At 71.2% G+C, this 23,751-nt stretch carries 22 protein-coding genes and 1 tRNA gene; 16 read left to right on the forward strand and 7 right to left on the reverse strand.

The window, feature by feature from the left end; translation table 11 throughout:
* Positions 1 to 13: 13 nt before the first annotated feature.
* Both ACH34T_RS24795 and ACH34T_RS24800 read right to left on the reverse strand, forming a co-directional pair.
* Entirely contained in the window at positions 14 to 1,693 is a 1,680-nt protein-coding gene (locus ACH34T_RS24795; protein ID WP_396023302.1) for an IucA/IucC family protein, read from the reverse strand.
* Positions 1,690 to 2,835 carry a siderophore biosynthesis protein gene (locus tag ACH34T_RS24800; protein WP_396023303.1) on the reverse strand — a complete coding sequence of 382 codons (1,146 nt, stop codon included), beginning with the start codon at positions 2,833 to 2,835 and terminating at the stop codon, positions 1,690 to 1,692. The genes ACH34T_RS24795 and ACH34T_RS24800 overlap by 4 nt, the downstream gene beginning before the upstream one ends.
* Positions 2,836 to 3,016: 181 nt before the next feature.
* Here ACH34T_RS24800 and ACH34T_RS24805 point away from each other — a divergent pair, with 181 nt between their 5' ends.
* The 3 genes from ACH34T_RS24805 (at position 3,017) to nudC (ending at position 6,266) form a co-directional block, all read left to right on the forward strand.
* Positions 3,017 to 3,634: an HD domain-containing protein gene (locus ACH34T_RS24805; RefSeq protein WP_396023304.1), complete on the forward strand. Its 618-nt coding sequence runs from the start codon at positions 3,017 to 3,019 to the stop codon at positions 3,632 to 3,634.
* A gap of 174 nt (positions 3,635 to 3,808) precedes the next feature.
* Complete coding sequence (locus ACH34T_RS24810) at positions 3,809 to 5,200, forward strand: dipeptidase (protein ID WP_396023305.1); 1,392 nt, start codon at positions 3,809 to 3,811, stop codon at positions 5,198 to 5,200.
* Between the two features lie 151 nt (positions 5,201 to 5,351).
* Positions 5,352 to 6,266 carry an NAD(+) diphosphatase gene (nudC, locus tag ACH34T_RS24815; RefSeq protein ID WP_396023306.1) on the forward strand — a complete coding sequence of 305 codons (915 nt, stop codon included), beginning with the start codon at positions 5,352 to 5,354 and terminating at the stop codon, positions 6,264 to 6,266.
* Positions 6,267 to 6,328: 62 nt separating this feature from the next.
* Here nudC and ACH34T_RS24820 read toward each other — a convergent pair whose 3' ends face one another.
* Positions 6,329 to 6,619, reverse strand: a complete 291-nt coding sequence (locus ACH34T_RS24820; RefSeq protein ID WP_396023307.1) for a mycoredoxin — start codon at positions 6,617 to 6,619, stop codon at positions 6,329 to 6,331.
* Between the two features lie 131 nt (positions 6,620 to 6,750).
* On the opposite strand from ACH34T_RS24820, the gene ACH34T_RS24825 reads away from it, so the two are divergent.
* The 5 genes from ACH34T_RS24825 to ACH34T_RS24845 all read left to right on the forward strand — a co-directional run bounded on the left by ACH34T_RS24825 (position 6,751) and on the right by ACH34T_RS24845 (position 11,013).
* On the forward strand, positions 6,751 to 8,817 hold the full coding sequence (locus tag ACH34T_RS24825; protein ID WP_396023308.1) for an ATP-dependent DNA helicase UvrD2: 2,067 nt from the start codon (positions 6,751 to 6,753) through the stop codon (positions 8,815 to 8,817).
* 68 nt (positions 8,818 to 8,885) lie between these two features.
* Positions 8,886 to 9,764, forward strand: a complete 879-nt coding sequence (tesB, locus tag ACH34T_RS24830; protein WP_396023309.1) for an acyl-CoA thioesterase II — start codon at positions 8,886 to 8,888, stop codon at positions 9,762 to 9,764.
* A 259-nt stretch (positions 9,765 to 10,023) separates the two neighbouring features.
* Positions 10,024 to 10,344 (forward strand): hypothetical protein, encoded by a 321-nt coding sequence (locus ACH34T_RS24835; RefSeq protein WP_396023310.1) that lies wholly within the window; start codon positions 10,024 to 10,026, stop codon positions 10,342 to 10,344.
* A 121-nt stretch (positions 10,345 to 10,465) separates the two neighbouring features.
* A complete protein-coding gene (locus tag ACH34T_RS24840) occupies positions 10,466 to 10,744 on the forward strand; it encodes a WhiB family transcriptional regulator (RefSeq protein ID WP_395957199.1) in 279 nt (92 codons plus the stop codon).
* 44 nt (positions 10,745 to 10,788) lie between these two features.
* Complete coding sequence (locus ACH34T_RS24845; RefSeq protein ID WP_396023311.1) at positions 10,789 to 11,013, forward strand: hypothetical protein; 225 nt, start codon at positions 10,789 to 10,791, stop codon at positions 11,011 to 11,013.
* A gap of 286 nt (positions 11,014 to 11,299) precedes the next feature.
* Here ACH34T_RS24845 and ACH34T_RS24850 read toward each other — a convergent pair whose 3' ends face one another.
* Entirely contained in the window at positions 11,300 to 12,631 is a 1,332-nt protein-coding gene (locus ACH34T_RS24850; RefSeq protein WP_396023312.1) for an ABC1 kinase family protein, read from the reverse strand.
* 177 nt (positions 12,632 to 12,808) lie between these two features.
* Between ACH34T_RS24850 and ACH34T_RS24855 the strand changes: the two genes are divergently transcribed.
* The 3 genes from ACH34T_RS24855 (at position 12,809) to ACH34T_RS24865 (ending at position 14,938) form a co-directional block, all read left to right on the forward strand.
* Positions 12,809 to 13,609 (forward strand): enoyl-CoA hydratase/isomerase family protein, encoded by an 801-nt coding sequence (locus tag ACH34T_RS24855; protein WP_396023313.1) that lies wholly within the window; start codon positions 12,809 to 12,811, stop codon positions 13,607 to 13,609.
* 133 nt (positions 13,610 to 13,742) lie between these two features.
* A complete protein-coding gene (locus ACH34T_RS24860; protein WP_396023314.1) occupies positions 13,743 to 14,276 on the forward strand; it encodes a M48 family metallopeptidase in 534 nt (177 codons plus the stop codon).
* Positions 14,273 to 14,938 carry a hypothetical protein gene (locus tag ACH34T_RS24865; protein ID WP_396023315.1) on the forward strand — a complete coding sequence of 222 codons (666 nt, stop codon included), beginning with the start codon at positions 14,273 to 14,275 and terminating at the stop codon, positions 14,936 to 14,938. Before ACH34T_RS24860 ends, ACH34T_RS24865 begins: the two co-directional genes overlap by 4 nt.
* Here ACH34T_RS24865 and ACH34T_RS24870 read toward each other — a convergent pair.
* On the reverse strand, positions 14,920 to 15,483 hold the full coding sequence (locus ACH34T_RS24870) for an NUDIX hydrolase (RefSeq protein WP_396023316.1): 564 nt from the start codon (positions 15,481 to 15,483) through the stop codon (positions 14,920 to 14,922). The two genes, ACH34T_RS24865 and ACH34T_RS24870, sit on opposite strands and share 19 nt — an antisense overlap.
* 187 nt (positions 15,484 to 15,670) lie before the next feature.
* Positions 15,671 to 17,173, reverse strand: a complete 1,503-nt coding sequence (locus ACH34T_RS24875) for a zinc-dependent metalloprotease (protein ID WP_396023317.1) — start codon at positions 17,171 to 17,173, stop codon at positions 15,671 to 15,673.
* A gap of 89 nt (positions 17,174 to 17,262) precedes the next feature.
* Between ACH34T_RS24875 and ACH34T_RS24880 the strand changes: the two genes are divergently transcribed.
* Positions 17,263 to 18,345, forward strand: a complete 1,083-nt coding sequence (locus tag ACH34T_RS24880; protein WP_396023318.1) for an NAD-dependent epimerase/dehydratase family protein — start codon at positions 17,263 to 17,265, stop codon at positions 18,343 to 18,345.
* Between the two features lie 31 nt (positions 18,346 to 18,376).
* Here ACH34T_RS24880 and ACH34T_RS24885 read toward each other — a convergent pair whose 3' ends face one another.
* Positions 18,377 to 21,301, reverse strand: coding sequence for a UPF0182 family protein (locus tag ACH34T_RS24885; protein ID WP_396023319.1), 2,925 nt, complete (start codon positions 21,299 to 21,301; stop codon positions 18,377 to 18,379).
* 109 nt (positions 21,302 to 21,410) lie between these two features.
* Between ACH34T_RS24885 and ACH34T_RS24890 the strand changes: the two genes are divergently transcribed.
* The 4 genes from ACH34T_RS24890 (at position 21,411) to ACH34T_RS24905 (ending at position 23,640) form a co-directional block, all read left to right on the forward strand.
* Entirely contained in the window at positions 21,411 to 21,956 is a 546-nt protein-coding gene (locus ACH34T_RS24890) for a PPA1309 family protein (protein ID WP_396023320.1), read from the forward strand.
* Positions 21,957 to 22,026: 70 nt separating this feature from the next.
* Positions 22,027 to 22,443: a molybdenum cofactor biosynthesis protein MoaE gene (locus tag ACH34T_RS24895; protein ID WP_396023324.1), complete on the forward strand. Its 417-nt coding sequence runs from the start codon at positions 22,027 to 22,029 to the stop codon at positions 22,441 to 22,443.
* A 27-nt stretch (positions 22,444 to 22,470) separates the two neighbouring features.
* Positions 22,471 to 23,514: a PDZ domain-containing protein gene (locus ACH34T_RS24900; RefSeq protein WP_396023321.1), complete on the forward strand. Its 1,044-nt coding sequence runs from the start codon at positions 22,471 to 22,473 to the stop codon at positions 23,512 to 23,514.
* Positions 23,515 to 23,566: 52 nt separating this feature from the next.
* Positions 23,567 to 23,640, forward strand: a tRNA-Met gene (locus tag ACH34T_RS24905).
* Positions 23,641 to 23,751 lie beyond the last annotated feature (111 nt).

Here is a 23,751-nt window from a genome sequence, read left to right on the forward strand (position 1 = left end):
GGTGCGGGTCCGGTCACGGGCACGTCGCGTCCAGTAGGTAGTTGGGTCCCGGTGGGCCGTAGTGCTTGTTGATGTCGGCCGCGCCTGTCCTGGCCTTGTCGACGAGGGTTCCGGCGGTGACCATGGCCTTGCCCGGCAGGGTGCCGGCGTCCAGCGTGCGGGAGCGCAGGAACGCGTCGCCCGGACCGAGCGCCTCGTCCAGCCGCTCGCGGATCAGCGTGCGCCCGGTGCGCCAGGGGAGCAGGCCGCGCTCGGCCAGGCCGAGCGCGGGGGCCGCGGCGCACAGGTGCAGCGTGATGGTCACGAAGACGCGGGCGAGGGCCTCGTCGTCGCCGGTCGTCATGCGGCGGTCGATGAGGTCGCGCGGGTCCGCGCCGGGGGACGGGGTCAGGCGCTCACGGAGCCTGGACGTGTTGATGAGCGCACCATCGTTGTCCTTGACCAGGAGCCGGGGCGGGGCGTCGTCCAAGACCAGCGCAACGTTCTGCTGGTGCGCCTCTAGGGCGATGCCGTACCGGAACAGCGTGACGTTCCAGGAGAACAGCGCCGACAGGTATGCGTCGAAGAGAGGCTCGACGTCCCAGCGTTCGACTACATGACCGCTGTCGGGGGCGCCCGCCAGCAGTGCCGCTATCGGAACAATGTGCGCGCGTGCGGTTTCGGGTGGGAAACGCCGCACCAGATAGCCCAGGAGAGGGTCTTGCGCGTGGCCGTAGGTCTGCTCGTCGGCGAGCAGGACGGGAAGCCCATGCTCCTGTCGCAGGACGTCGCGGAGGAGGCGTTCGACGAGCGCGCCGTCCGGAAGCGTGCCGGGCATGATCGTGCGGCGGTTGCGGAGGCCCAGCGTGGCGGTCGGCAGCGGCATCTTCAGGTGGTCGAGCGGCGCGGCGGCCACGGTCCGCATCGAGAGGGTGGGGCTGACCTGGAGGTACGGGTCAGGGGCAAGGACCGCGCCGGGATGATCGCGCACTTGCGGCGCCGCCAGCGGATGGACGGGAAACAGAACGCCACCGCCCGACGGCAAATCACCGCCCGAGGCCGAACCGCCGCGTGCGGCCAGGCCGCCGCCGTCCGGGGGCAGGCCCACGTCGCCGGGGGTCGGCCACCAATCCGGCAGCGTCCCGACGAGCGCCGGGTCCCGCACCGCCGCCCAGCGCAGCGGGAACGAAGGCGCGAATTCGGGCGCGTAGCGGCTCAGATCGGCCATGGACAGCCCGGCGCGGCTCCTGCCGGTCGGATGTACCGGGTGGTCGTTGTAGGCGGCGAGCGTCTCGTAGAACGTCCCGGGGCCGGTGCGCAGCTCGTCCGGTAGGCGCGCCAGCCGCCGGTGCACCGCCGGCCGCGCGTCGAGATGGAGCTTGATCGTCGCCAGCGCGTCCAGGCACTCCCGCTCGAACGCGGCCGTGTCGTCGCGCGGGTCCGCCAGGGCGTGGACGGCGGTGAAGACGTCGCTCAGCCTGAGGTTCTGCGCCGGATCCACGACGAGGTCTGACAGGAACGCGGGCCGTGCATGCAGAAGACGCACAGGACGGTGCGGAAGCCGCAAAGTCGTCTGTTCGATGAAGCGACGTAGGCCCGCGTAGTTCTCGCGTAGGAGCGCGTCCAGAATCCGGGCCGCCAACGAGGCCTCGACGTCAGAGCCGTTCACATGGTCGCCCACGCTTGCGAAGCCGGGGGTGGTGCTGCCGGTCACGTGATCGTCCAGTCGTGGGCGGCGCGGAAACGCGCCAAGGCGGCGTTCACCTCGTCCGGCCCGGGGCCGATGGCGCGGACGGTGCCCAAGTAGTCGCGGTTCGTGCGGGTGACGGCGACGGCGTCTCCTACGGCGCGCTGAGGGCGGTAGGCGAGCCGCACTGGGCCGTAGTCCAGCCGAAGTGAGCCGGGGGCGGCTGTCAGCGTGCCGGACCGGTCGGCGATGACCGGCTCTGCGATGGCGTGCCGTTCACCGGCGCCGTGCCAGTCGTCGAGACGTCCGCCTAGGTGGACGGTCAGGATCTGCTCGAACAGCGGCATGCCCAGTAGATCGGCTAAGAGAAAGTCACAGTGGTCGCCGATCAGCCTGTAGTTGACTTCGATGATGCGCGCGCGTCCCTCGTGGACGACGAACTCCGTATGGCAAGCCCCGAAACCGATGCCCAATGCGTGGAGCTGCTCAAGAATCTGCGGAGTTTCTGGCGGCGGGGCAGCCCACTCAAGGCGCTCTTCGACGAAGAAGGGCGGCGGAGAGAGCGTCGTCCGGAACGAGCCGAGGACGCGCAGCTCCCGTCCATCACCGAGCGTTTCGAGAGTGTGGAGACGGCCAGGGAGGTATTCCTCGGCCACCAGCGGGTCGTCCCGGCGCGCGGCGATCTCGTCGACGCGCGTGGCCAGTTCCAGGGCGTCCTGGACGAGGAACACGTCCTCGCTGGCGACGCCCTCACGCGGCTTCAGGACGAGCGGATACGGCGCGTCCGGCGGCACATGCCGGGCGTCCGCCGAGAAGACCGGGTCGATGGACGCCAGGTGGCGGCGCATGAGGGCTTTGTTCTTCGCACGGGTCGCCGCCCGCCATTCCTTGGCAGGAAGCCCGAAGTAGGAGGCGGCCAACGCGGTGGGCGCCTGCAGGAAGTCGCTGTTGGAGAAGATGGCCGCGGGCTCGTCGCCGACCGCCGCGACGATTTCCCGGAAGTCGGTGACGTCGCATTCGACGATCGGTCCGTCGTGCGTCCCGGCATGGGCTGGCGGCCGGTCGGTGAGGAGCGTCACGTCCAGGGCCAGGCGGGCGGCGGCGGGCAGGAAGCCGTGCGTCACCGAGTCGGTCGCCTTCCCGGCGGCCAGGTAGACAGAGGCGGCCACGGATCGGCCTTTCCAGTGCGTGGGCCAAGGCAGTCAGTGAGGTAACGCGGTCAATGCGACGGAATGCTCGGTGAGGTAAGGCTTGCCTAACTCGAAGCCACCATAGTGGCGGGGCTGGTCCGCGTGGGCAAGGACGGTGACATCGCGTGTCCCCCCTGGGCCGATCCGCCAAGATGAGGCCATGGATCTAGTCGACCGGTGGGTCGCGCTCGCCGGACCTCACACCCGGCATATCGGGACGGAGCTGGACCATCGCTATGGCGAGCCGCATCGTCGCTACCACACGCGCGAGCATCTCACCGCCGTCCTCGACCTTGTGGACGAGCTCGCCGAGCACGCCGCCGCGCCCGACACCGTCCGCCTCGCGGCCTGGTTCCACGACGCCGTCTACGACCCCGAACGCGCCGACAACGAGGAGCGCAGCGCCCGCCTCGCCGCCCGCATGCTCGCCGACACCGACCTCCCCGCGCCGGACGTCGAGCAGGTCGTCCGCCTCGTCGAACTGACCGCCACGCACGCTCCGGCAGAAGACGACCGCGACGGCCAGGTGCTGTGCGACGCCGACCTCGCCATCCTCGGCTCAGAACCCGCCCAATACGCCGCCTATGCCGCCGCCGTCCGCGAGGAGTACGCGTTCGTCCCCGAAGAGCTCTTCCGTGCCGGACGCGCCGAAGTGCTCAACGCCTTGCTCGCGCTACCGAAACTCTTCCACACGCCCATCGCCCACGAACGTTACGAACAACGCGCACGCAACAACCTCCGCACAGAACTTATGCTCCTCAACACAACCCCCTCCTAGCGCCCAGCGACACTCCGGGGCTTCTAGCGGCTGACGGTGTCTCGGGGGTGGAATTGCTGTGGAATTGCTGAGGCGGCGTAGGGCCGCGGCTGTGAGACGCTGGAGCAGTTCTTGGCACCCCACTGCTTCCGCTCCCACGAGGAGTGCGGCCTCCGGTACGACATGTGAAGGGGCATGCAGGTGAACGATGTAGCGGCGTACATCCAGGCCGGCCGAGACCGGTTCGTCGCGGACCTCAAGGACTGGCTGGCGATCCCGTCCATCTCCGGGGACCCGGCGCACGTCGGGGACGTACGGAGGTCGGCCGACTGGCTCGCCGACTACCTGCGCGGCCAGGGTTTCCCGACCGTCGAGATCTGGGAGACCCCCGGCCTTCCCGCCGTGTACGCCGAATGGCCCGCCGAAGACCCCGGCGCCCCGGCGGTCGTCGTGTACGGGCACCACGACGTCCAGCCCGTCGAGCCCCTGGACGAATGGCACACCGACCCCTTCGAACCCGTGGAGGAGGGTGACCGGCTCATCGGGCGCGGCACGTCCGACGACAAGGGGCAGATCTTCTTCCACACGCTCGGGATCCGCGCGGGGCTCGCCGCGTCCGGCCGGCAGGCCCCGCCCGTGACGATCAAGCTGCTCGTCGAGGGCGAAGAGGAATCAGGGTCGGTGCATTTCGCGGAATTGCTCCGATCCCATCGGGACCGGCTCGCCTGCGACGCCGTCGTCATCAGCGACACGACCATGTGGGCCGCGGACGTCCCGTCGATGTGCACCGGCATGCGCGGGCTCACCGAGGCCGAGGTCACGCTGCGCGGCCCGTCGCGCGACCTGCATTCAGGCTCGTTCGGCGGCGCGGTGCCCAACCCGCTCCAGGCGATGGCGAAATTGCTCGCCGCGCTCCACGACGCCGACGGCCGCGTCACCCTCCCCGGCTTCTACGACGACGTCGTCCCGCTGACGGACGAGGAGCGGACACTGTTCGCACGCCTCCCGTTCGACGAGGACCAGTGGCTGCGCACCGCGGGCGACAGCCGCGCCGCCCACGGCGAGAAGGGCTACACCACCCTCGAACGCATCTGGGCGCGACCTACCGCCGAGATCAACGGCATGTGGGGCGGGCACACCGGCCCCGGCGGAAAGACCATCGTGCCAAGCGACGCGCACGCCAAGGTCTCGTTCCGGCTCGTCGCCGGACAGGACCCCCGCAAAGTGCAGATGGCGTTCGAGGCGTGGGTGGCCGAGCAAACCCCGCCTGGTGTCGAGTCAGAGGTGCGCGTCCGGGGCAGCGGCGTCCGGCCTTGCTTCTCGCCGATCGACTCAGCCGGCGTCAAGGCCGCGCGCCGCGCCATGGAACGGGCGTTCGGCACCGAGGTGCTGTTCACCCGCGAAGGCGGCAGCGGCCCCGAAGCCGACCTCGCCGACATCCTCGAAGCGCCGCTGATCTTCGTCGCGGTCGGGCTGAACGGCGACCGCATCCACGCACCGAACGAGAAGGTCGAGATACCGCTGCTCCTCAAGGGCGCCGAAGCCGCCGTGTACCTGTGGGAAGAACTCGCGGCCGCGCTGCGCTGAACGGTCGCGCTGCGCTGAACGGTCGCGGGCGCCGGAGGAGGACAAGGTGGACGATGCTCCCAGGAGCAGCCCGCAGCACCGACCTGTGACCGAAGACCGAGACCGGTGACCGAAGGCCGAGGGGTGTCCGAATGATCGGGGGACGTGACGGATGGTGAACGACGCTCCCCTGGAGTGGCTGGCGCTCTCGCGCGGAACGCTCGACCGGGTCGCGCTGAAGCGCCGCGACGACGCCTGGCTGGACGCCGCCTGGACGAACCCGGACACCCGCGTCGTCGTCGTCCAGGACGGCCGGTCCCTCGTGACGTACGAGCCGAGCCCCGCGCTCGTCCTCGTCCCGCCGGAGCAGGCGCCGGACGGCGACCGCTGGCTCCTCGGCGAGGACGAGTCCGGCGCCGTGTACTTCGGGACGTCCGGTCCGCTGCCCGCCATCGAGGGCACGCAACCGGCCGGGCTGCGGCGCGTCGGCGCGCTCCTCGGCGACCGCGACTCCGGCCTGATCACGCACGTCGTGGCCCTGGAGCACTGGCACAGGACCCACCGGCACTGCCCGCGCTGCGGCGCCGAGACGCGGGTGGCGTCCGGCGGGCACATGCGCGTCTGCCCCGAGGACGGCTCCCAGCACTTCCCGCGCGTCGACCCCGCCGTGATCATGCTGGTGACCGACGACGCCGACCGGATCCTGCTGGCCCGCGGCCCGCAGTGGCCCGAGGACCGCCGCTCGATCCTCGCGGGTTTCGTCGAACCGGGCGAATCCCTCGAACAGGCCGTCGCGCGGGAGGTGGAGGAGGAGGTCGGGCTGCCCGTCCGGGACGTCCGCTACCTCGGCAGCCAGCCGTGGCCGCTGCCGCAGAGCCTCATGCTCGGCTTCACCGCCAGGACGGACGGCGACGTCCCGCTGCGCCCCGACCCGGAGGAGATCCTCGACGCCGCCTGGTACACCCGCGACGAACTCCGCGCCGCCATCGACGCCGGCGACCTCGTCGCACCGGGCCCGCTCTCCATCGCCGCCCAGCTCATCATGCGCTGGTACGGCGGCGACCTCCCGCACATGCAGCCGTTCTGACGCACGCGCGCGGGGCGAGGAAAAGCCCGCCGACCCGATGGGTCAGCGGGCCGTCCGCATGGTCAGTGAGTCTTCGCGATCTCCGCCAGGCGGCGCCGCACTTCCTTGGCGCTCGGGTTCGTGGCGGCCGTGCCGTCGGGGTACAAGATCGTCGGGACGGTCTGGTTTCCGCCGTTGACGCTCATGACGAAGTCGGCGGCGGCCGGGTCGCGCTCGATGTCGACCTCGACCATCTCGATGCCGTCGCGCGCGAGCTGGCTCTTGAGGCGCCGGCAGAAGCCGCACCAGGACGTGGTGTACATGGTGAGCTGGCCGGTCGGGTCCTTGGCCCGGTCGGTCGTCGGCGTCGCCATCGCTGCGTCGTCTCCCTCTTCGCTCGTCCGATTCGCCTACCGGAGAACAGTAGACAGGGGTTCCGCATTCCTGCTTGTCCACAGGTGGAGGTATTGCCGATACGGGTGGGGCGGGCTGCGAGTATGGGGGGATGTCGACTGAGGCGGTGCTGGAGGGACTCGACCCCGAACAGCGGGCGGTCGCCGAGGCGGTGCAGGGGCCGGTGTGCGTGCTCGCGGGCGCCGGGACGGGCAAGACCAGGGCCATCACGCACCGCATCGCGTACGCGACGCTGACCGGCGTGATGTCCCCGCAGCGGGTGCTCGCCGTGACGTTCACCACGCGGGCGGCGGGGGAGCTGCGGAGCCGGCTCCGGCTGCTCGGCGCGCCGGGCGTCCAGGCGCGGACGTTCCACGCCGCCGCGCTGCGCCAGCTCACCTACTTCTGGCCGCGGGTCGTCGGCGGCGAACCACCCAAGATCATCGAGTCGAAGATCGCGCTGGTGGCGGACGCGGCGCGGGCGTGCCGCCTGTCGCTCGGACGGACGGAGCTGCGCGACGTCGCGAGCGAGATCGAATGGGCGAAGGTCACACAGCACCGCCCCGAGGACTACCCGGCCGCCGCCGTCAAGGCCGGCCGCCGCGCGCCCGCCGAGGTCGTCGACGTGGCCCGCGTCTACGCGATGTACGAGCAGCTCAGACGCGAACGCAACCTGCTCGACTTCGAGGGGATGCTGGAGCTGACCGCGGCCGTCCTCACCGAGCACCGCGAGGTCGCCAACCAGGTCCGCGAGCAGTACCGGCACTTCGTCGTGGACGAGTTCCAGGACGTCAACCCCCTGCAGAAGATGCTCCTCGACACCTGGCTCGGCGACCGCGACGACCTGTGCGTCGTCGGCGACCCGAACCAGACGATCTACTCGTTCACCGGCGCGTCCCCGTCGCACCTGCTCGACTTCACCCGCGAGCATCCGGACGCGAAGGTCGTGCAGCTCGTCCGCGACTACCGGTCGACGCCGCAGGTCGTCCGGCTGGCGAACGGGGTGATCGGGCAGGCGAAGAGCGGGCGGCACCGGATGGAGCTGGTGGCGCAGCGCGAGTCCGGGCCCGACCCGATGTTCAACGAGTACGACGACGAGGTCGCCGAGGCCGACGACGCGGCGCGGCGGGCCCGCAAGCTCATCGACGAGGGCGTCCCGGCGCGGGAGATCGCGATCCTGTACCGGATCAACGCGCAGTCCGAGACGTACGAGGCGGCGCTGGCGGCGGCGGGCGTCCCCTACGTGCTGCGCGGCGCCGAGCGGTTCTTCGAGCGGCCGGAAGTGCGGCAGGCGGTGATCATGCTGCGCGCCGCGACCCGTGCGGGCGCCGACGCCGAAAACGACGGGACGGGGTTGATACTGACCGTCCGGCACGTCCTGTCCGGCGCCGGGTTCTCCGACCAACCGCCCGAGGGTGCGGGCGCGGCGCGCGCGCGCTGGGAGTCGCTCGCCGCGCTGGCACAGCTCGCCGAGGACATGGCCGCCGACGACCCGAAGGCCGCCCTCACCGACTTCGTCACCGAACTGGAGGAGCGCGCCGCCGCGCAGCACGCGCCGCCGCTGGAGGGCGTCACGCTGGCGTCGCTGCACGCCGCCAAGGGCCTGGAGTGGGACGCCGTGTTCCTCGTGGGCCTCGTCGACGGAACCCTCCCGATCATCTACGCGGAGACGCCCGCGCAGATCGAGGAGGAGCGGCGGCTGCTGTACGTCGGGGTCACGCGGGCGCGCGTCCACCTGTCGCTGTCGTGGGCGCTGTCGCGGTCGCCGGGCGGGGCGCGGCACCGCCGCCCGTCCCGCTTCCTGACCGGCCTGACGGGCAAGACCGCCACGCACACCCCGGCCCGCGCCGACCGGACGAAACGCCGCGCCGCCAAGGGCCCGCAGCCGTGCCGGGTGTGCGGGCGCCCGCTGACCGCCGCCGTCGAACGCAAACTCGGCCGCTGCGAAGACTGCCCGTCCGAGCTCAACGAGGAGCTGCTCATCGCCTTGAAGGAATGGCGCACGCAGGTGTCGGCGGAGCAGAAGGTCCCCGCCTACGTCGTGTTCACGGACGCGACGCTCCAGGCGATCGCCGAGCACAGCCCCGAATCGATGGAGGAACTCGCCCGGATCCCCGGCGTCGGCAAGGTGAAACTCGACCGCTACGGCGAGGCCGTCCTGACCCTCTGCGGCTGCTGAGCGGCGGCGGGCCGGGGGGTGTGAAGTGAGATCCTGATCACGCAGGTGGATACGGAAGACTGGCCGCCGTGAAGGAATCGTTGAAGGCGCTGCTTGACCTGCTGGACCTCGAACAGATCGAGACCGACATCTTCCGCGGCCGCACGTCCGACGAGCGCAGGCAGCGGGTCTTCGGCGGCCAGGTGGCCGGTCAGGCACTCGTCGCCGCCGGGCGCACCGTCCCGGTGAACCGGCCCGTGCACTCCCTGCACGCCTACTTCATCCGGCCCGGCGACCCGCTCGTCCCGATCGTGTACACCGTCGACCGGGTCCGGGACGGACGGTCCTTCACCACGCGGCGCGTCCTGGCGATCCAGCACGGCAAGGCGATCTTCTCGTTGTCGGCGTCGTTCCAGATCGTCGAGGACGGGCCCGTCCACCAGGCCGCGATGCCCGACGCGCCCGCCCCCGAGACGCTGCCGGACGGCCTGACGCGCATGACGCCGCTGTTCGGCGAGGCTGCCGCGCGTGAGTTCGTCACCCGGCGGCCGTTCGACATCCGGCACGCGACACCGCTGTCCTGGGAGGCGGCGCAGGACCCGTCGCTCGTCACCCCGGAGTCGAAGGTCTGGCTGAAAGTGGACGGCGAACTCCCCGACGACCCGCTGCTGCACGTGTGCCTGATGACGTACGCGTCGGACATGACGCTGCTCGACACAGTCCTGCTCAACCACGGGCTCACCTGGGGCGACAATCGGACGATGGGCGCCAGCCTCGACCACGCGATGTGGTTCCACCGGCCGTTCCGCGCCGACGACTGGCTGCTGTACTACCAGGACACGCCGTTCGCCGGCGGAGCCCGCGGCCTCGCCCGCGGCCAGGTGTTCACCAGGTCGGGCGAACTGGTCGTGTCCGTCATGCAGGAGGGCCTCATCCGCGTCGCACCACGCCCCGAACCAGAGACCTGATCTTCCGGGGTGGACCCGGAGTGGTATGTGTAGGATGATCGTTTCGTATGGGACTCCCGGGAGTCCGGGACGCTCGCCAGGCGCCGAAGGTTCTCCGGGAAAAGGGTGAAAGTCAACCACAAAACCGCAGGTCAAAAATGCCTTGCTTGATTCGGCGGAAGCCCCGTACGCTCGAACGCGAACAATCAGCCGGCCCGCTGGCGCGGATCATCGATCCGACGGCGAGGCCCGAGGAGCCAGGAAGGTGGTGTGCAGTCCGGTGAGCAGCACGTTGTTCAAATCCGCGTCGTCCTGGACCGCCGCATGCCCTGGCGCCTCGATTCCCGGCGTCCCAGCCGCCTATGCGGAGACGTCCGGCCCGCGACCGCGCGACCCGCGCGGCATGCGCGGCCTGAACCTGCGCGATCTGCGCGTCAATCTGCGTGATCTGCGCGTCGACCAGCGAATCCAGGACCAGGGGCGGACTGTCTTCGACCACCTTCTCGAAGGCATGAACGTCCAGGCTCCGGCCACGGCCCACGTGGGCGTCACCGTCAAGGGTGACGTGTCGGGTCCGTATCCCTGGAGGCCACCGGTTTAGCACCACACCGGCAAGCCCCCAGGCCGCGGATCCAGACACCGGATCCGCGGCCTTCTTATTTGCCCAGACAACCCACCGACACGCCCGTTGAGATCCAACGAGAGGAACAAGGGTGACTGTGATGCAGGGGGCACTCGCAGTAAGCGAGGAGGACCTCACTCTTCCGTGCCGGACCGACCCGGAGCTGTTCTTCGCCGAGGCTCCCGCCGATGTCGAGCTCGCCAAGGCCCTGTGCCTGGAGTGCCCGCTCCTGAAGGAGTGCCTCGCCGGCGCGCTTGAGCGCAAGGAGCCCTGGGGCGTCTGGGGCGGCGAGCTGTTCGTCCGCGGTGTGATCGTTCCGCGCAAGCGGCCGCGTGGCCGCCCGCGCAAGCACCCGCGGCCCGACGAAGTGACCGTCTGATGCCGGCGACCCCGGCTCCCGTCGACCCCGGAGGCGCGGCCCCCGTGCGGGGACCGCGCCTCCGGGCCGCGGACGCCGGAGCGAACCCGGCCGTCCGGCCGCCGGACCTGCCCGGCGAGCTGGCCGTCCGGCTGCGCGTGCTGCGGCGCGCGCGCCGCGACGCGCAGACGAGGGCCTCGCGGGTGCGGCGCGTCCTGCTCGCGCCGACCGCTTCCGCGGGGACCGGCGAAACGTTCACGCAGACTTCGAACCCACAACACCGGAATTGAACTCGATGGCGCGCCTGAAAAGGCCGTCACTAATGGAAAGTCCTAGAAAGCCCGCACTGGTCGCAGGCCGCCGCCCCGCCCTTCTTGGATGGTTTGGCGGACGAGTGCGCCTCCCGGCGGGTGTCTGGAGCGCGTCCCGGTGGCCCACTCACTCGGACGCGCGAAAAGCGGGGCCTCGCGCGTGCCATCAATGCGCGAGGCCCCGCTCAGCCTTTCCGGCGCTTCGGTCTTTCCGGCGCTCCGGTCTTCTCGGCGCCCGGGTTTTCTCGGCGGCTCGGTTGACCGGTCAGCCTGAGATGAGCTCGCCGTCCTCGTCGTCGGCGAAACCGGGGACCCACCTCAGTGACTCGGCGCGGGCCGGGATCTCGCATTCCAGCTGGCAGAGCACGCCCGTGCCCGCCGAAAGCACCCGGTGGATGATCACATACTGGGGCGGCAGGTTGAGCTGCCGGACCACATTGCCGGGACGCAGGTCCGTGACCCTCGCGGCCATGTCGCGGAGCCATTCGCGGCTGAACTTGAACGTCTCGGTGACGAACGGCTCGGTGATCGGCGCGAGGAACGCCTGCAGCGAGTCGGCGTCGATCTCCACGCCCTCGCGGATGAAGTCCTCGCGGCGCAGCGCGTCCTCGATCTCGTCGATGTCGGCCATCGTGCCGATGCGCAGCAGCAGGCCGAGCCGCCGCTGGAAGCCGCCGGGAATGCGGTCGACGGCGCCGAAGTCGAGGACGCCGAGCCGGCCGTCCGCCAGCAGCCGGAAATTGCCGGGGTGCGGGTCGCCGTGCAGCATCCCGCACCGTTTCGGGCCGGAGAGCAGGAAACGGCAGTAGAGCAGGGCCGCGTGGTTCCGGGTCTCCTGGTCGCCCTCGCTGATGATCTTCGAGAGGAGGGTGCCGTCCATCCACTCGCTGATCAGGATGTCGCCGTTCTGCGCGATGACCTCGGGGACGTAGAAGTCGGGGTCGTTCTCGTAGGCGTCCCGGAAGATCATCTGTGATTCGGCCTCGATCGTGTAGTCGAGCTCCTCGACCACCCGCTCCTTCAGCTCCGCGAGCATCGACTTGACGTCCAGTCCGGGCATGAGCACGCCGAACAGCCGGCCGAGGCGGGCGAGCTGGTTGAAGTCGCTGATCAGCGCCTTCCCGGCGCCCGGATACTGCACCTTGACGGCGACGTGCCGGCCGTCGTGCCAGACGGCCCGGTGCACCTGCCCGATGGACGCGGCCGCGGCGGGCTGGTCGTCGAACGACTCGAAGTAGTCGCGCCAGTCGTCCCCGAGGAACTCGGCGAGGACCTTGTGGACGGTGCCGGCCGGCAGCGGGGGAGCGGCCTCCTGCAGCCTGGTCAGCGTGGCGCGGTACGGGCCCGCGATCTCCGGCGGCAGCGCCGCCTCGAAGATCGACAGCATCTGGCCGAGCTTCATCGCCCCGCCCTTGAGCTCGCCGAGCACCTTGAACAGCTGCTCGGCGGTCCGCGTCTGGATCTCCATCGCCACGGTCTCGGCCGGGCGGCCGAACGTCCGCTTCCCCATGCCGAGCGCGGTGCGCCCCGCGAAGCCGATGGGGAGGGACGCCAGCTTTGCTGACCGCGTCACCGCGCGGCGGGGAAGATCGCTCACGCCGACCATTGTCGGTGATCGACTGTCGTTCACGCCACAACCATCCGCAAGTATCACCGGCGCCAAGAACCATGGAACGACCTGACCTGGGACGACCTGGTAAGTGTGCGCTTTCTCACGCCGTGGCCGAGGCCGGCGGGCGAACGCGGGAGGGGGTGGGGCGGTACGGTGCGGGCCATGGCCGAAGAGGTTGGTGAGGTGCTGCTCGTCGAACGGCGTCCGGGCGGGATCGCCGTCCTGACGTTGAACGACCCCGGCCGCCGCAACGCGATGTCGGACGAGCTGACCGCCGCGTGGCGGACCGCGATCGAGGACCTTCGCGGCGACGGGGCCCTGCGGTGCGTCGTCGTGACCGGCGCGGGCAGCGCGTTCAGTTCCGGCGGCGACCTCTCCTGGCTCGCGGACACCGGCGACGTCGCCGTCCCCGCGCTCCGCGACCGGATGCTGACCTTCTACCGGACGTGGCTGACGATCCGCACCCTGGAGGTCCCGACGATCGCCGCCGTCAACGGGCACGCCGTCGGCGCCGGACTGTGCCTCGCGCTGGCCTGCGACCTGCGGTACGCGGCGTCCGACGCCAAGCTCCTCGCCCCGTTCACCGCGCTCGGGCTGCATCCCGGCATGGCCGCGACCTGGCTGCTTCCCGAGGTCGCCGGGCTGCCGCTGGCCCGCGAGATGCTCCTGGCCGGACGGGTCGTCACCGGCGCCGAAGCCGAACGGTACGGCCTGGTCAACCGGGCCGTCCCCCGCGACCGGGTCCTGGACGAGGCGCTCACCGTTGCCGGACGGGTCGCCGCGCAGGCCCCGATCGCGACCCGGCTCACGAAGGCGGCGCTGTCCGGCGGCGGGCACGGGGACCTGGAGTCGGCGCTGCGCTGGGAGTCGCTCGCGCAGCCCGTCACGATGTCGTCCAAGGACATGCTGGAGGGGCTCGCGGCGCAGCGCGACAAGCGCGTCCCGCGGTTCACCTGTGAGTGAACGTCTGTCAAAAACAGAGCCTCTGACCTGCGACAACGTCAAACACCCCCTGTGGTGGACGCAAAATTTCGAGTACGGTTCAGGCGTGCCCCCTAACGTTGAGGTCCGTCGAAGCGCGAGGCGCCGGCGAACCGTGTCCGCCTACCGCGACGGCGACAAGGTGGTGGTGATGGTTCCGTCCAGGCTGAGCAAGGCCGAAGAGGAACAGTGGATCGCGACCATCCTGGAGCGGCTGGAGGAGAGGGAACGCCGGCGGCGTCCGAGCGACGCCGACCTCCAGTCGCGGGCCAGGGAGCTGTCACGCCGCTACCTGGACGGCCGCGCCGACCCGGTCAGCGTCCGCTGGGTCGCGAACCAGCGCACCCGCTGGGGGTCGTGCACCCCCGACGACGGCACGATCCGGCTTTCCACACGCCTGCGCGGCATGCCGGGGTGGGTCGTCGACTACGTTCTCGTCCACGAGCTGGCGCACCTGCTCATCCCGGGGCACGGCGCCGACTTCTGGGAGCTGGTCGGCAACTACCCGAAGGCCGACCGGGCCCGCGGCTACCTGGAGGGCGTCGCCGCCGCCGCGCACCTGCCCCTTGAGGCGGACGCCCCCGACGACGAGATCGCCGACGACGGCGTCCACCACGGGGACGACTTCCCGCACGAGGTCGCCGGGTGACCCACCCGCCCGACCCCCGCCAGGCCCCGATCCCCGGAGCGCCGGCGCGGTTCGCCGCGGTGCTCTCGTTCCCCCGCCGGCCGCCGGACGTCCCGCCGGGCATCGACCCCGGCGAGTTCCGGCTCGCCCTGCTTGAGGACACCTACGAGGTCGTCGCCGGGCTCGAACTGGTGACGTCCGCGCTCGTCCTCGACCCGCCGGACCAGCCGGACGCCGAGGCCGTGACCTGGCCCGGGACGCCGATCGTCCGGGAACCGACGCTCGCGGGCGCGTTCGCGGCGCTGCACGCGCTCGGCGCCGGCACCGCCGCGCTGGTCGCGCCGGACGCCCCCGACCTGCCGCCACTGCTGATCGGCAAGCTGTTCCGCGCCCTCGGGCACGCCCCGTCCGCCGCCTGCGCCGCCCACCCCGCCGGGCTGGTCGCGCTGGCGGCGCGGCTGCCGCTGCCCGGCTGGCTCGCCGCCGTCCTGCGGGAGGTCGATCTCGATACGCCGGACGCGCTGGCCCGGCTGCGCGCCGCCGCCCCGCGGCCGGGACTCGTCCCGCAGGGGCCCGGCTGGCATCGCCTCCGCACCAGCGATGACCTGCGGTTTCTCGACCCCGGCCTGGAGGGCTGGGAGAACACCCGCGCGCTCCTCGAAGGTCACCCGCTGAGTTCCTGACAGCGCGCCACGAGCCGCCGGAGAGCGTCGTCGGTGGGCTCGGGGAGGCCGTCCACCGGGAACCAGCCGAGGGCGTCCGACTCGTCGCTCACCGTGTGCCGCGCGTCCGCCGGGGCGATCGCCGCGTACTGGACGTCGAGATGCCAGGTGCCGTCCGGGTGGCAGCGGACCGCGTGCCGGTCGAGCTGGACGGGCCCCGGCAGCAGCCGCAGATCCCCGATGCCCGACTCCTCCGTCGCCTCCCGCAGCGCCACGTCCGCGAGCGTGACGTCGCCGGGCTCGCAGTGCCCGCCGAGCTGGAACCACAGCTTGAACTTCGCGTGCAAGGTCAGCAGCACCCGGCCGCGGGACGCGTCGAGAACGGCGGTGCTGGCGGTGATGTGGCCCGCCGCGCACTCCCGCCACATCCCGTCCGCCGGGTACTCCTCCAGGTGCCGGAGGAAACCGCGCCGGACGTCGTCCTGCCCGGCGTCGGGCGCTTCCCACGACGACAGGACGCGCACGGCGTCCTCGTACAGGGGGCCTCGCGGCGCGCCCTGCGTCACGAGCGGCCCACCCGCGGGTAACGGGAGTTGACGGGATGGCGGCGCCGACGCTCCTGGTCGACGGGCCGTTGCCAGCACAGGCTCGCCCGCGCGACGCGCCGCCTGATCGCGTTCGTGGACGACCCGGGCGCGTACCGGCAGCCGTTAACGCGCGACAACGGCACCCCGTGCGACTCACGCGACAGGCTCATGCGCGAGACCCGCCGTCGTCCGGCCCGCTGTCGCCTGGCCCGCCGTCGCCTGGCTTGTCATCGCCTGGCCCGTTGTCGCCTGGCTTGTCGTCGTCTGGCTTGGCGCTGGACGGACCGTCGCCCAGGCTGTCCTCGTCATCCGGCTTGGCGTCGGGCGCCTCGCCTGGCTTGTCGCCCGGCTTTTCGGCTTCGCCCTCGTCCTGGGCCTTGGTGAGCTTGGACAGGTCCAGGTCGGACAGGCCCTCGATCTCCTCGCGCCCGTGGACGAACCCCTCCGGGTCGTCGAGGTCGCCGGACGTCGGGAGCAGGTCGGGGTGGTCCCAGATCGCGTCCCGGCCCTGTGCGCCCCGCACCTCCGTGAGCGTCCGCCACAGCGCCGCCGCCTCGCGCAGCCGCCGCGGCCGCAGCTCCAGGCCGACGAGCGTCGCGAACGTCCGCTCCGCCGGGCCGCCCGTCGCGCGGCGCCGCCGCACCGCCTCGGCCAGCTTCACCGAACCGGGCAGGCGTCCCTGCGCCGCCTCGTTCACGACCGTGTCGACCCAGCCCTCGACCAGCGCGAGCGTCGTCTCCAGCCGGGCCAGCGCCGCCTTCTGCCGCGGCGTCTCCTCAGGCTGGAGCTGGATCTCGCCGCCGAGCGCCTCCTGGATCGCCTCCGGGTTGGACAGATCAAGGCCCTGGACGGCCTGCTCGATGCCCGACAGATCGACGGTGATGCCCCGCGCGTACTCCTCGACCGCGCCCAGCAGATGCGAGCGCAGCCACGGCACATGCGCGAAAAGCCGCTGGTGGGCGGCCTCCCGCAGCGCCAGATACAGCCGGACCTCGTCGCCGGAGACCTCAAGGCCCGAGCCGAACGCCTCGACGCCCGCGGGCAGCAGCGCGCCGACGCCGTCCGGCGCGAGCGGCAGGCCCACATCGGCGGAGCCGGTCACCTCGCGGGCCAGCGCGCCGAGCGCCTGCCCCGCCTGGCCGCCGACCATCGCGCCCGCCATCTGCTTGACCATCCCGATCAGCGGACCGGCCATCGCCTGCATGTCGGCGGGGATGTCGTCGCCCGTGCCGCCGAGCGCGCCGCCCATCGACTCGACCATGCGGGTCGCGATCGGGTCGCACACCTTCGCCCACACCGGGAGCGTCTGCTCGATCCACTCGGACCGGCTCCACGCCTGCGGCGTCCGGATCCCGGCGGGCAGCGTCGTCTTCTCGTCCAGCCACAGGTCGGCCAGGCGCAGCGCCTCCTCGACCTGGCGCCGCTCGGCGTCGACGACCGACGGGTCACCCTGCTCCACCACCTGGTGCCGCGCGATGTTCTTGGCCAGATCCCAGTTCAGGGGCCCACCGCCGCCGCCCATGCCCTGGCCGCCGATCATGTCGGCGAACCGGTGCAGCATGTCGGCGAACTGCGCCATGTCGCCGCCCATGCCCTTGAATGGATCCTGGGGCCGGTCGTCGTCGTCACCGTCGCCGGGACGATTGAAGCCGAAGGGAGTGTTGCTCATCGGATCGCCCCTGGGATGCATGATGGGCTCATATCCGCAACGTTAGCCGGTCCTGGCAAGGTCGCGTACACAAGGAAGGGGGCACCCCCGTGGCAACGGGCAAGGTTCGCCCTCGGCGTAGCAAGGGCCCGGTCGTCGCCGTCACCGGCGCCGCATCCGGTGCGGGACGGCTGCTGGCCGCCCGGCTCGCCGACCGGCAGGAGATCCGCAAGGTCGTCGCCATCGACGGGCAGCGCGGCGATGTGCCAGGGGTCACGTGGCGTGTCGTCGACATCCGCGACCCGCTGCTGTCCAACCGGCTGTCGGACGTCGACGTGATCGTCAACCTGGACGTCGAGCACTCCCCGGACGTCGATCCCCGCGAGCGCCGCACCCACAACGTCCGCGGTGCCCAGACCGTCGTCACCGCGGCCGCCGCAGCCCGGGTCCGCCGGGTGGTCCTCGTCACGTCCGCGATGGTGTACGGGGCGGAGCCCGGCAACGAGGTCCCGCTGCACGAGGACGCGCCGCTGCTCGCCGAGGCCAGCACGTCCATCGCCGGGGACTACCTGGAGATGGAGGAGCTGGCCGTGACCGCGCCGGTCACCCACCCTGGGCTGGACGTCACCGTCGTCCGCCCGGCCGCGCTGGCCGGGCCCGGCGTCGACACGGTCATCACCCGGCATTTCGAGGCGCCGCGGCTGCTGTCGGTCAAGGGCAGCACGCCCGGCTGGCAGTTCTGCCACATCGAGGACCTCGCGTCCGCGCTGGACGTCGTCGTCACCGAGAACATCACCGGGCCCCTGGCGGTCGGCTGCGAGGGCTGGCTCGGCGCCGACGAGGTGACGGGGATCACCGGGAAGCGGAGCTTCGAGCTGCCCGCCGCGCTCACGTTCGGGATGGCGCAGCGGCTGCACCGGCTCGGCATGACGCCCGCGCCCGCCACCGACCTGCACTACGTCGCCTACCCCTGGGTCGTGGACTGCGCGCGGCTCCGCGCCGCCGGCTGGAAACCCCTGTACGACAACGCCGGCGCGCTGCGCGCCGTGATGGAGGAGACCGCCGGGCGGCACGCCGTCGTCGGACGCCGCGTCGGCGGCAAGGAGGCCACCATGGCGACCGCCGCGGGCGCCACCGTCGCCGCGATCGGCGCGGCCGCCGCCATCCGCCGCGCCCGCAAACGCCGCCGCTGACCCTGCCCCGGCCTGGGAAATCGCCGGTGTCTCAGCTTGCGGACGGTGTGACGGTCGGGCTCGGGGAACCGGACGGCGACCCGGACGGCTTCGGCGACGGGCTCGGCTGCGACCCCGGCGCGGGCCGGCCCGCCGTCCACAGCGCGGCCTCCGCCTCCTTGATCTTCCGCCAGGCCTCGCCCATCTTCGCGTAGTCGCCGCTCTTCTGGGCGGTCTCGAAGTCCTGCAGGGCCTTCCGCAGGTCGGCACGGGCCTTCTGCAGCTCAGGGCTGAGCTGCCCGCCCGCCGGCGGGGTGCCCGCCGGCGGCCCGCCCGCGCCGCCGAGGAGCTGCTCCATCGCGTCGTCCAGCGTGTCCGCGGCGACGATGCTGTTGCCGTACCGGACGAGGATCTTGCCGAGGATCGGGTACGGCTGGCTCTCCTTGCCCCCCGCCGCCTTCGTGTACATCGGCTCGACGTACAGCAGGCCCCCGCCGAACGGGATCGTCAGCAGGTTGCCAGGCACGGTCTTCGTGCCGCCCTGTCTCAGCGTGAACAGGTCGCCCTTCACCTTCTGGTCCGTCTCGAACGAGTTCTGCACCTGACCGGGCCCCGGCGGCTGGGCGTTGCGCGGCATCTGCAAGATCTGGATCTGCCCGTAGTCGCGTCCCGGCGTCGACCCGACCGACATGAACGCGGCGAGCTGCGGGTTGGCGCGCGTGTTGCCACCCGGGGTGAACACCGTCGTCAGCGCGAACGACTCGGCGTCCTGGCCCGGCATCCGCAGGCTCTGGTAGTACGGCGGCTGTCGCTTGCCCTTCGCGGACGGGTCCTCGGGCACCTCCCAGAAGCCCTCGCCGTTGTAGAACGCCGACGGGTCGGTCACGTGGTATTGGGTGAGGATCTTCCGCTGCACCTTGAACAGGTCCTGCGGGTAGCGGAAATGGGCCTCCAGCTCAGGCGGGATCGACGACTTCGGCTGGACGGTGTCGTCGAACACCTTCATCCACGTCTTGGTGATCGGGTCGTTCTCGTCCCACTGGTACAGGCGCACGGAGCCGTCGTAGGCGTCCACCGTCGCCTTCACCGAGTTCCGCATGTAGTTGATGTGGTCGTCGGCCTGCCGCGCCACCGCCGACCGCGTGTCGGTGATCGTGTCGCGGGTCCCGTCGCCGAGGCTGATCTCCTCCGAGTACGGGTAGCTGTTGGACGTCGTGTAGCCGTCCACGATCCACAGGATGCGGCCGTTCACCACGGCCGGGTACGGGTCGCCGTCCAGCGTCAGCCACGGCGCCGCCTTCTGCACCATCTGCCGCGGCGACCGGTCGTAGAGGATCTTCGCGTTCTGGTCGATCGCGCCGGAGAGCAGGAGGTTCTTGTCCTGGAACTTCGCCGAGAACAGCAGCTTGTGGAAGAACGAGTCGATGGGGACGCCGCCGTCGCCGTCGTAGTTGCTGCTCTGCTGGCCCGTCTTGCTGTTGTCGTCCGGGTAGTTCAGCTCCTGCTGGCCGCGCCCGCCGACGACCGAGTACCGCGGCGACCGCTCCCCGAAGTAGATCTCCGGCTTCGCCACCCTGATCTTCTGCTCGGGGGAGACCGGCATGTTCTTGGTGATGAAATCGGGCACGTTGCCCTCGGCGAACCGGTCCCCGAACGCGGACACGAAGCCGTAGCCGTGCGTGTAGACCAGATGGTCCTTGACCCAGCTCCGCTGCTCCGCCGGCGCCCGGGACAGCTCCCGCAGCGCGACGATCGTGTCGACCGGCCTGCCGTCCACCTGGTAGCGGTCGACGTCCAGCGTGTCGGGGAACTGGTAGAACGGCCTGATCTGCTGGAACTGCCGGAACGTCTCGCCGACCACCGCCGGGTCGAGGACGCGCACGCCGCCCAGCTTGTCGGCCTCCTCCTGCAGCTTCTTCTTGTCCGTCACCGGCTGGGTCCCGTACGGGACGACCTTCGCGCCGTCCACGCCGTACGCCTGCCGGGTGGACTCGATGGTGCGCTGGATGTACTGGCGCTCCTTGGCCAGCTCGTCCGGCTTCACCTGGAACTGCTTGATCAGCAGCGGGTACACCCCGCCGAGCAGGATCGCCGACAGCACCAGCAGCGTGAGCCCGACGCCCGGCAGCATCATCCCGCGCCGCAGCAGGTTGCTGAAGAACATCACCGCGCACAGCAATGCGATGATCATCAGGATGGTCTTCGCCGGGAGCAGCGCGTTGACATCGGTATAGGACGCGCCGGTCGTCGCGCCCCGCTCCGAATGCACCAGGCCGTACCGGTCGAACCAGTACGCGACCGCCTTCAACAGGATGAACAGCCCGAACAGCACCGACAGGTGGGCGCGCGCGGGCGGGCTCGCCTTGTCGCCGGGCCCCTGCAGCCGCAGCCCCCCGTACAGGTAGTGCACCATCACCGCGGCCAGGATCGACAGGATCACCGTGGCGAAGACCACACCGAGGACCAGCCGCAGGAACGGATACGTGAAGACGTAGAACGACACGTCCTTGTGGAACTGCGGGTCCTCCACGCCGAACGGCGTCCGGTTCAGGAACGCCAGCCACACCGCCCACTGGCCCGCGACCGACGAGCCCGTCAGGATCCCGAGCAGCCCCAGCAGCGACCACGCGATCAGCCGCCGCCGCGGATCGATCACCGCCCGGTACCGCTCCAGGCCCTGCTGCTCCACCGACAGCGGACGGTACGCGGGCCGCAGCCGGTACGCCACCGCCACGTTCGCGCCCACCAGCAGCGTCATCAGCAGCCCCGCCCCGAAGAACAGCACCACCTTCGCCTGCAGCTGCGTCGTGTACACCTTCGCGAAGCCGATGGAGTCGTACCAGAGCAGGTTCGTGTACGTCGCCGTGAAGACCATGAACCCGATCAAGAGCACGGCGAGCGCCACCAGAGCCGGCAGCACCAGCCGCGTCCGTCCGGTACCGAGCCGGCGCCCGAAGCCGGGAGTCCGGAAGGTCAAGTGACCCCCTCGATCGAGATCTCGCCACCGGCCGCCCGCCGGTGCTGTAGAAGCAACTTACCGACTGGCGCGGGGGTTCCCGCATGTCCTCGTGCCGAAAGGAGGAAAGATGGGCCCCGTGAGCCTCCTCGAAGAAGTCGTCCTGGACCTCGAACGCCACTCGGCGCAAGAAGGCTGGGACGCCGCGCCCCGCCTCTACGCCCTCGTGCGCAGCACCGAGCTCCGCCAGGCCGAACCAGAGCTCGCCGACCAGCTCGGCCTGGATCCGGGCGCCGACACCCTCGCCGCGCTCGAACAGCCCGCCCTCCCCGAACGCGACGCCGTCGAGGACTCCCTCGCCGCCATCGCCTGGCCCGACACCGTCGAAGGCTGCGCCCTCGTGATGGAACGCGTCGTCCTGCCGCCCGAGGCCGAGGACGACATCCCCGACGACGACGCCGAGGCCGCCGCGTTCGCCGCGTCCCATCCAGGACGGGAGGACGTCCGCATGATCGTCGGCGTGCTGCGCGACGGCGCCCGGCACTCCGCGCTCCGGCTCCGCCGCCACGACAACGACGACGAGGTCCTCACCGGGCCCGACCTCGTCCCCGCCCTCGCCGAGGCCCTCGCCGCCACCTTCGATCCGGACGAACCGGGCGGCCCGGCCGCCGGGTAGCCTGCGGGACGTGAGCCGCGACAGCGTGAGCCAGGGCAGCACAGACCAGGACAGGCCGGGCCCGGACGGCGTGATCAGGTTGGCCGGCGTCCGTGCCGAGACCCTGTCTGTAGACGAGGTCTTGGGCGCCGTCGCCGCTCCCGGAGCCGGCGGCATCGCCGTCTTCATCGGGACCGTGCGCGACCACGACCACGCCCGCACCGTCAACGGCCTCGACTACTCCGCCCACCCCAGCGCCGAACAGCAGCTCCGCGCCGTCATGGAGAAGGTCGCCGCCGACCATCCCGTCCACGGGCTCGCGGCCGTCCACCGCGTCGGCGACCTGCGCGTCGGCGACCTCGCCGTCATCGCCGCCGCGTCCAGCGCCCACCGCGCCGAAGCGTTCGCCGCCTGCCGGCAGCTCATCGACGACCTCAAGGCGAACGTCCCCATCTGGAAACACCAGACCTTCGCCGACGGCGGCGACGAATGGGTCGGCGCGTGCTGACGGCCCCGACCGCATAGAGTTTCGGGCATGTCCCGTCGTGCCGCCACGCTCACCGCCGCGAGCGTGATAGTCCTCGTGCTCGCCATCATCGGCTCCGCCATGCCGGTCCCGTACGTCGCGCTGATGCCCGGTCCGACGAGCAACACCCTCGGCACCAACGACAAAGGCCAGCCCCTCATCAGGATCGACGGCCGCCAGACCTACCCCGACGCCGGCCACCTGAACTTCACCACCGTCACCTACCGCGGCGGACCTGGCGGCCGCATCGACCTCTTCACCGCCCTCCGCGGCTGGATCGCCGGCGACACCGCCATCGTCCCCGAAGAGACGATCTTCCCGGAGGACGAGTCGCCCAAGAAGGTCGACGAAGAGAACACCCGCCAGATGCAGGACTCCCAGCAGAGCGCCGAAGCCGCCGCCCTCCACGAACTCGGCATCCCCGTCACCACCCGCGTCGTCATCGACGGCATCCAGAAGGGCCGCCCCGCGGACGGCGTCCTCAAGCCCGGCGACGAGATCACCGCCGTCGACGGCGCCAAGGTCACCAACGTCGCCCAGATCACCGGCACCATGGCCAAGCACAAGATCGGCGACAGCGTCTCCCTCGCCTACAGCCGCGCCGGCAAGGCGGGCACCACCACCCTCAAGACCGTCGCCACCCCCGGCGGAGACCGCGCCGCCGTCGGCGTCGTCATCTCCGACCAGTACAAGTTCCCGTTCAAGATCGACATCAGCGTCGGCGACATCGGCGGCCCCTCCGCCGGCCTCATGTTCTCCCTCGCCATCATCGACAAGCTCACCCCGGGCCCCCTCACCCAGGGCCGCTTCATCGCCGGCACCGGCACCATCACCCCCAAGGGCGAAGTCGGCCCCATCGGCGGCATCCAGCAGAAAATGATCGCCGCCCGCAAGGCCGGCGCCACCGTCTTCCTCACCCCCAAGGACAACTGCCCCGACGCCGCCTCGTCCCGCCCCGACGGCCTCCGCCTCATCCGCGCCGACACCCTCCACAACACCGTCCAGGCCATCAACGCCCTCACCACCGGCAAAGGCGAAGTCCCCACCTGCTGACGTCCGGCCCGTTCGCACCACCCCACCCCATGCCATAGACTCGTCCCATCACCGCGGGGTGGAGCAGTTCGGTAGCTCGCTGGGCTCATAACCCAGAGGTCGCAGGTTCAAATCCTGCCCCCGCTACGGATCTGGGATCCCCTGGTCGCCGCTTTGCGGCTTCCCGGGGATCCTTCGCTTTTCCCGGGGGGACGACCCCCCGGAGCCCCCCGTGCCGCCGCCATCCCCCACCCGCCC

Source organism: Actinomadura sp. 9N215, from assembly GCF_044326345.1.
Classification (GTDB): domain Bacteria; phylum Actinomycetota; class Actinomycetes; order Streptosporangiales; family Streptosporangiaceae; genus Spirillospora.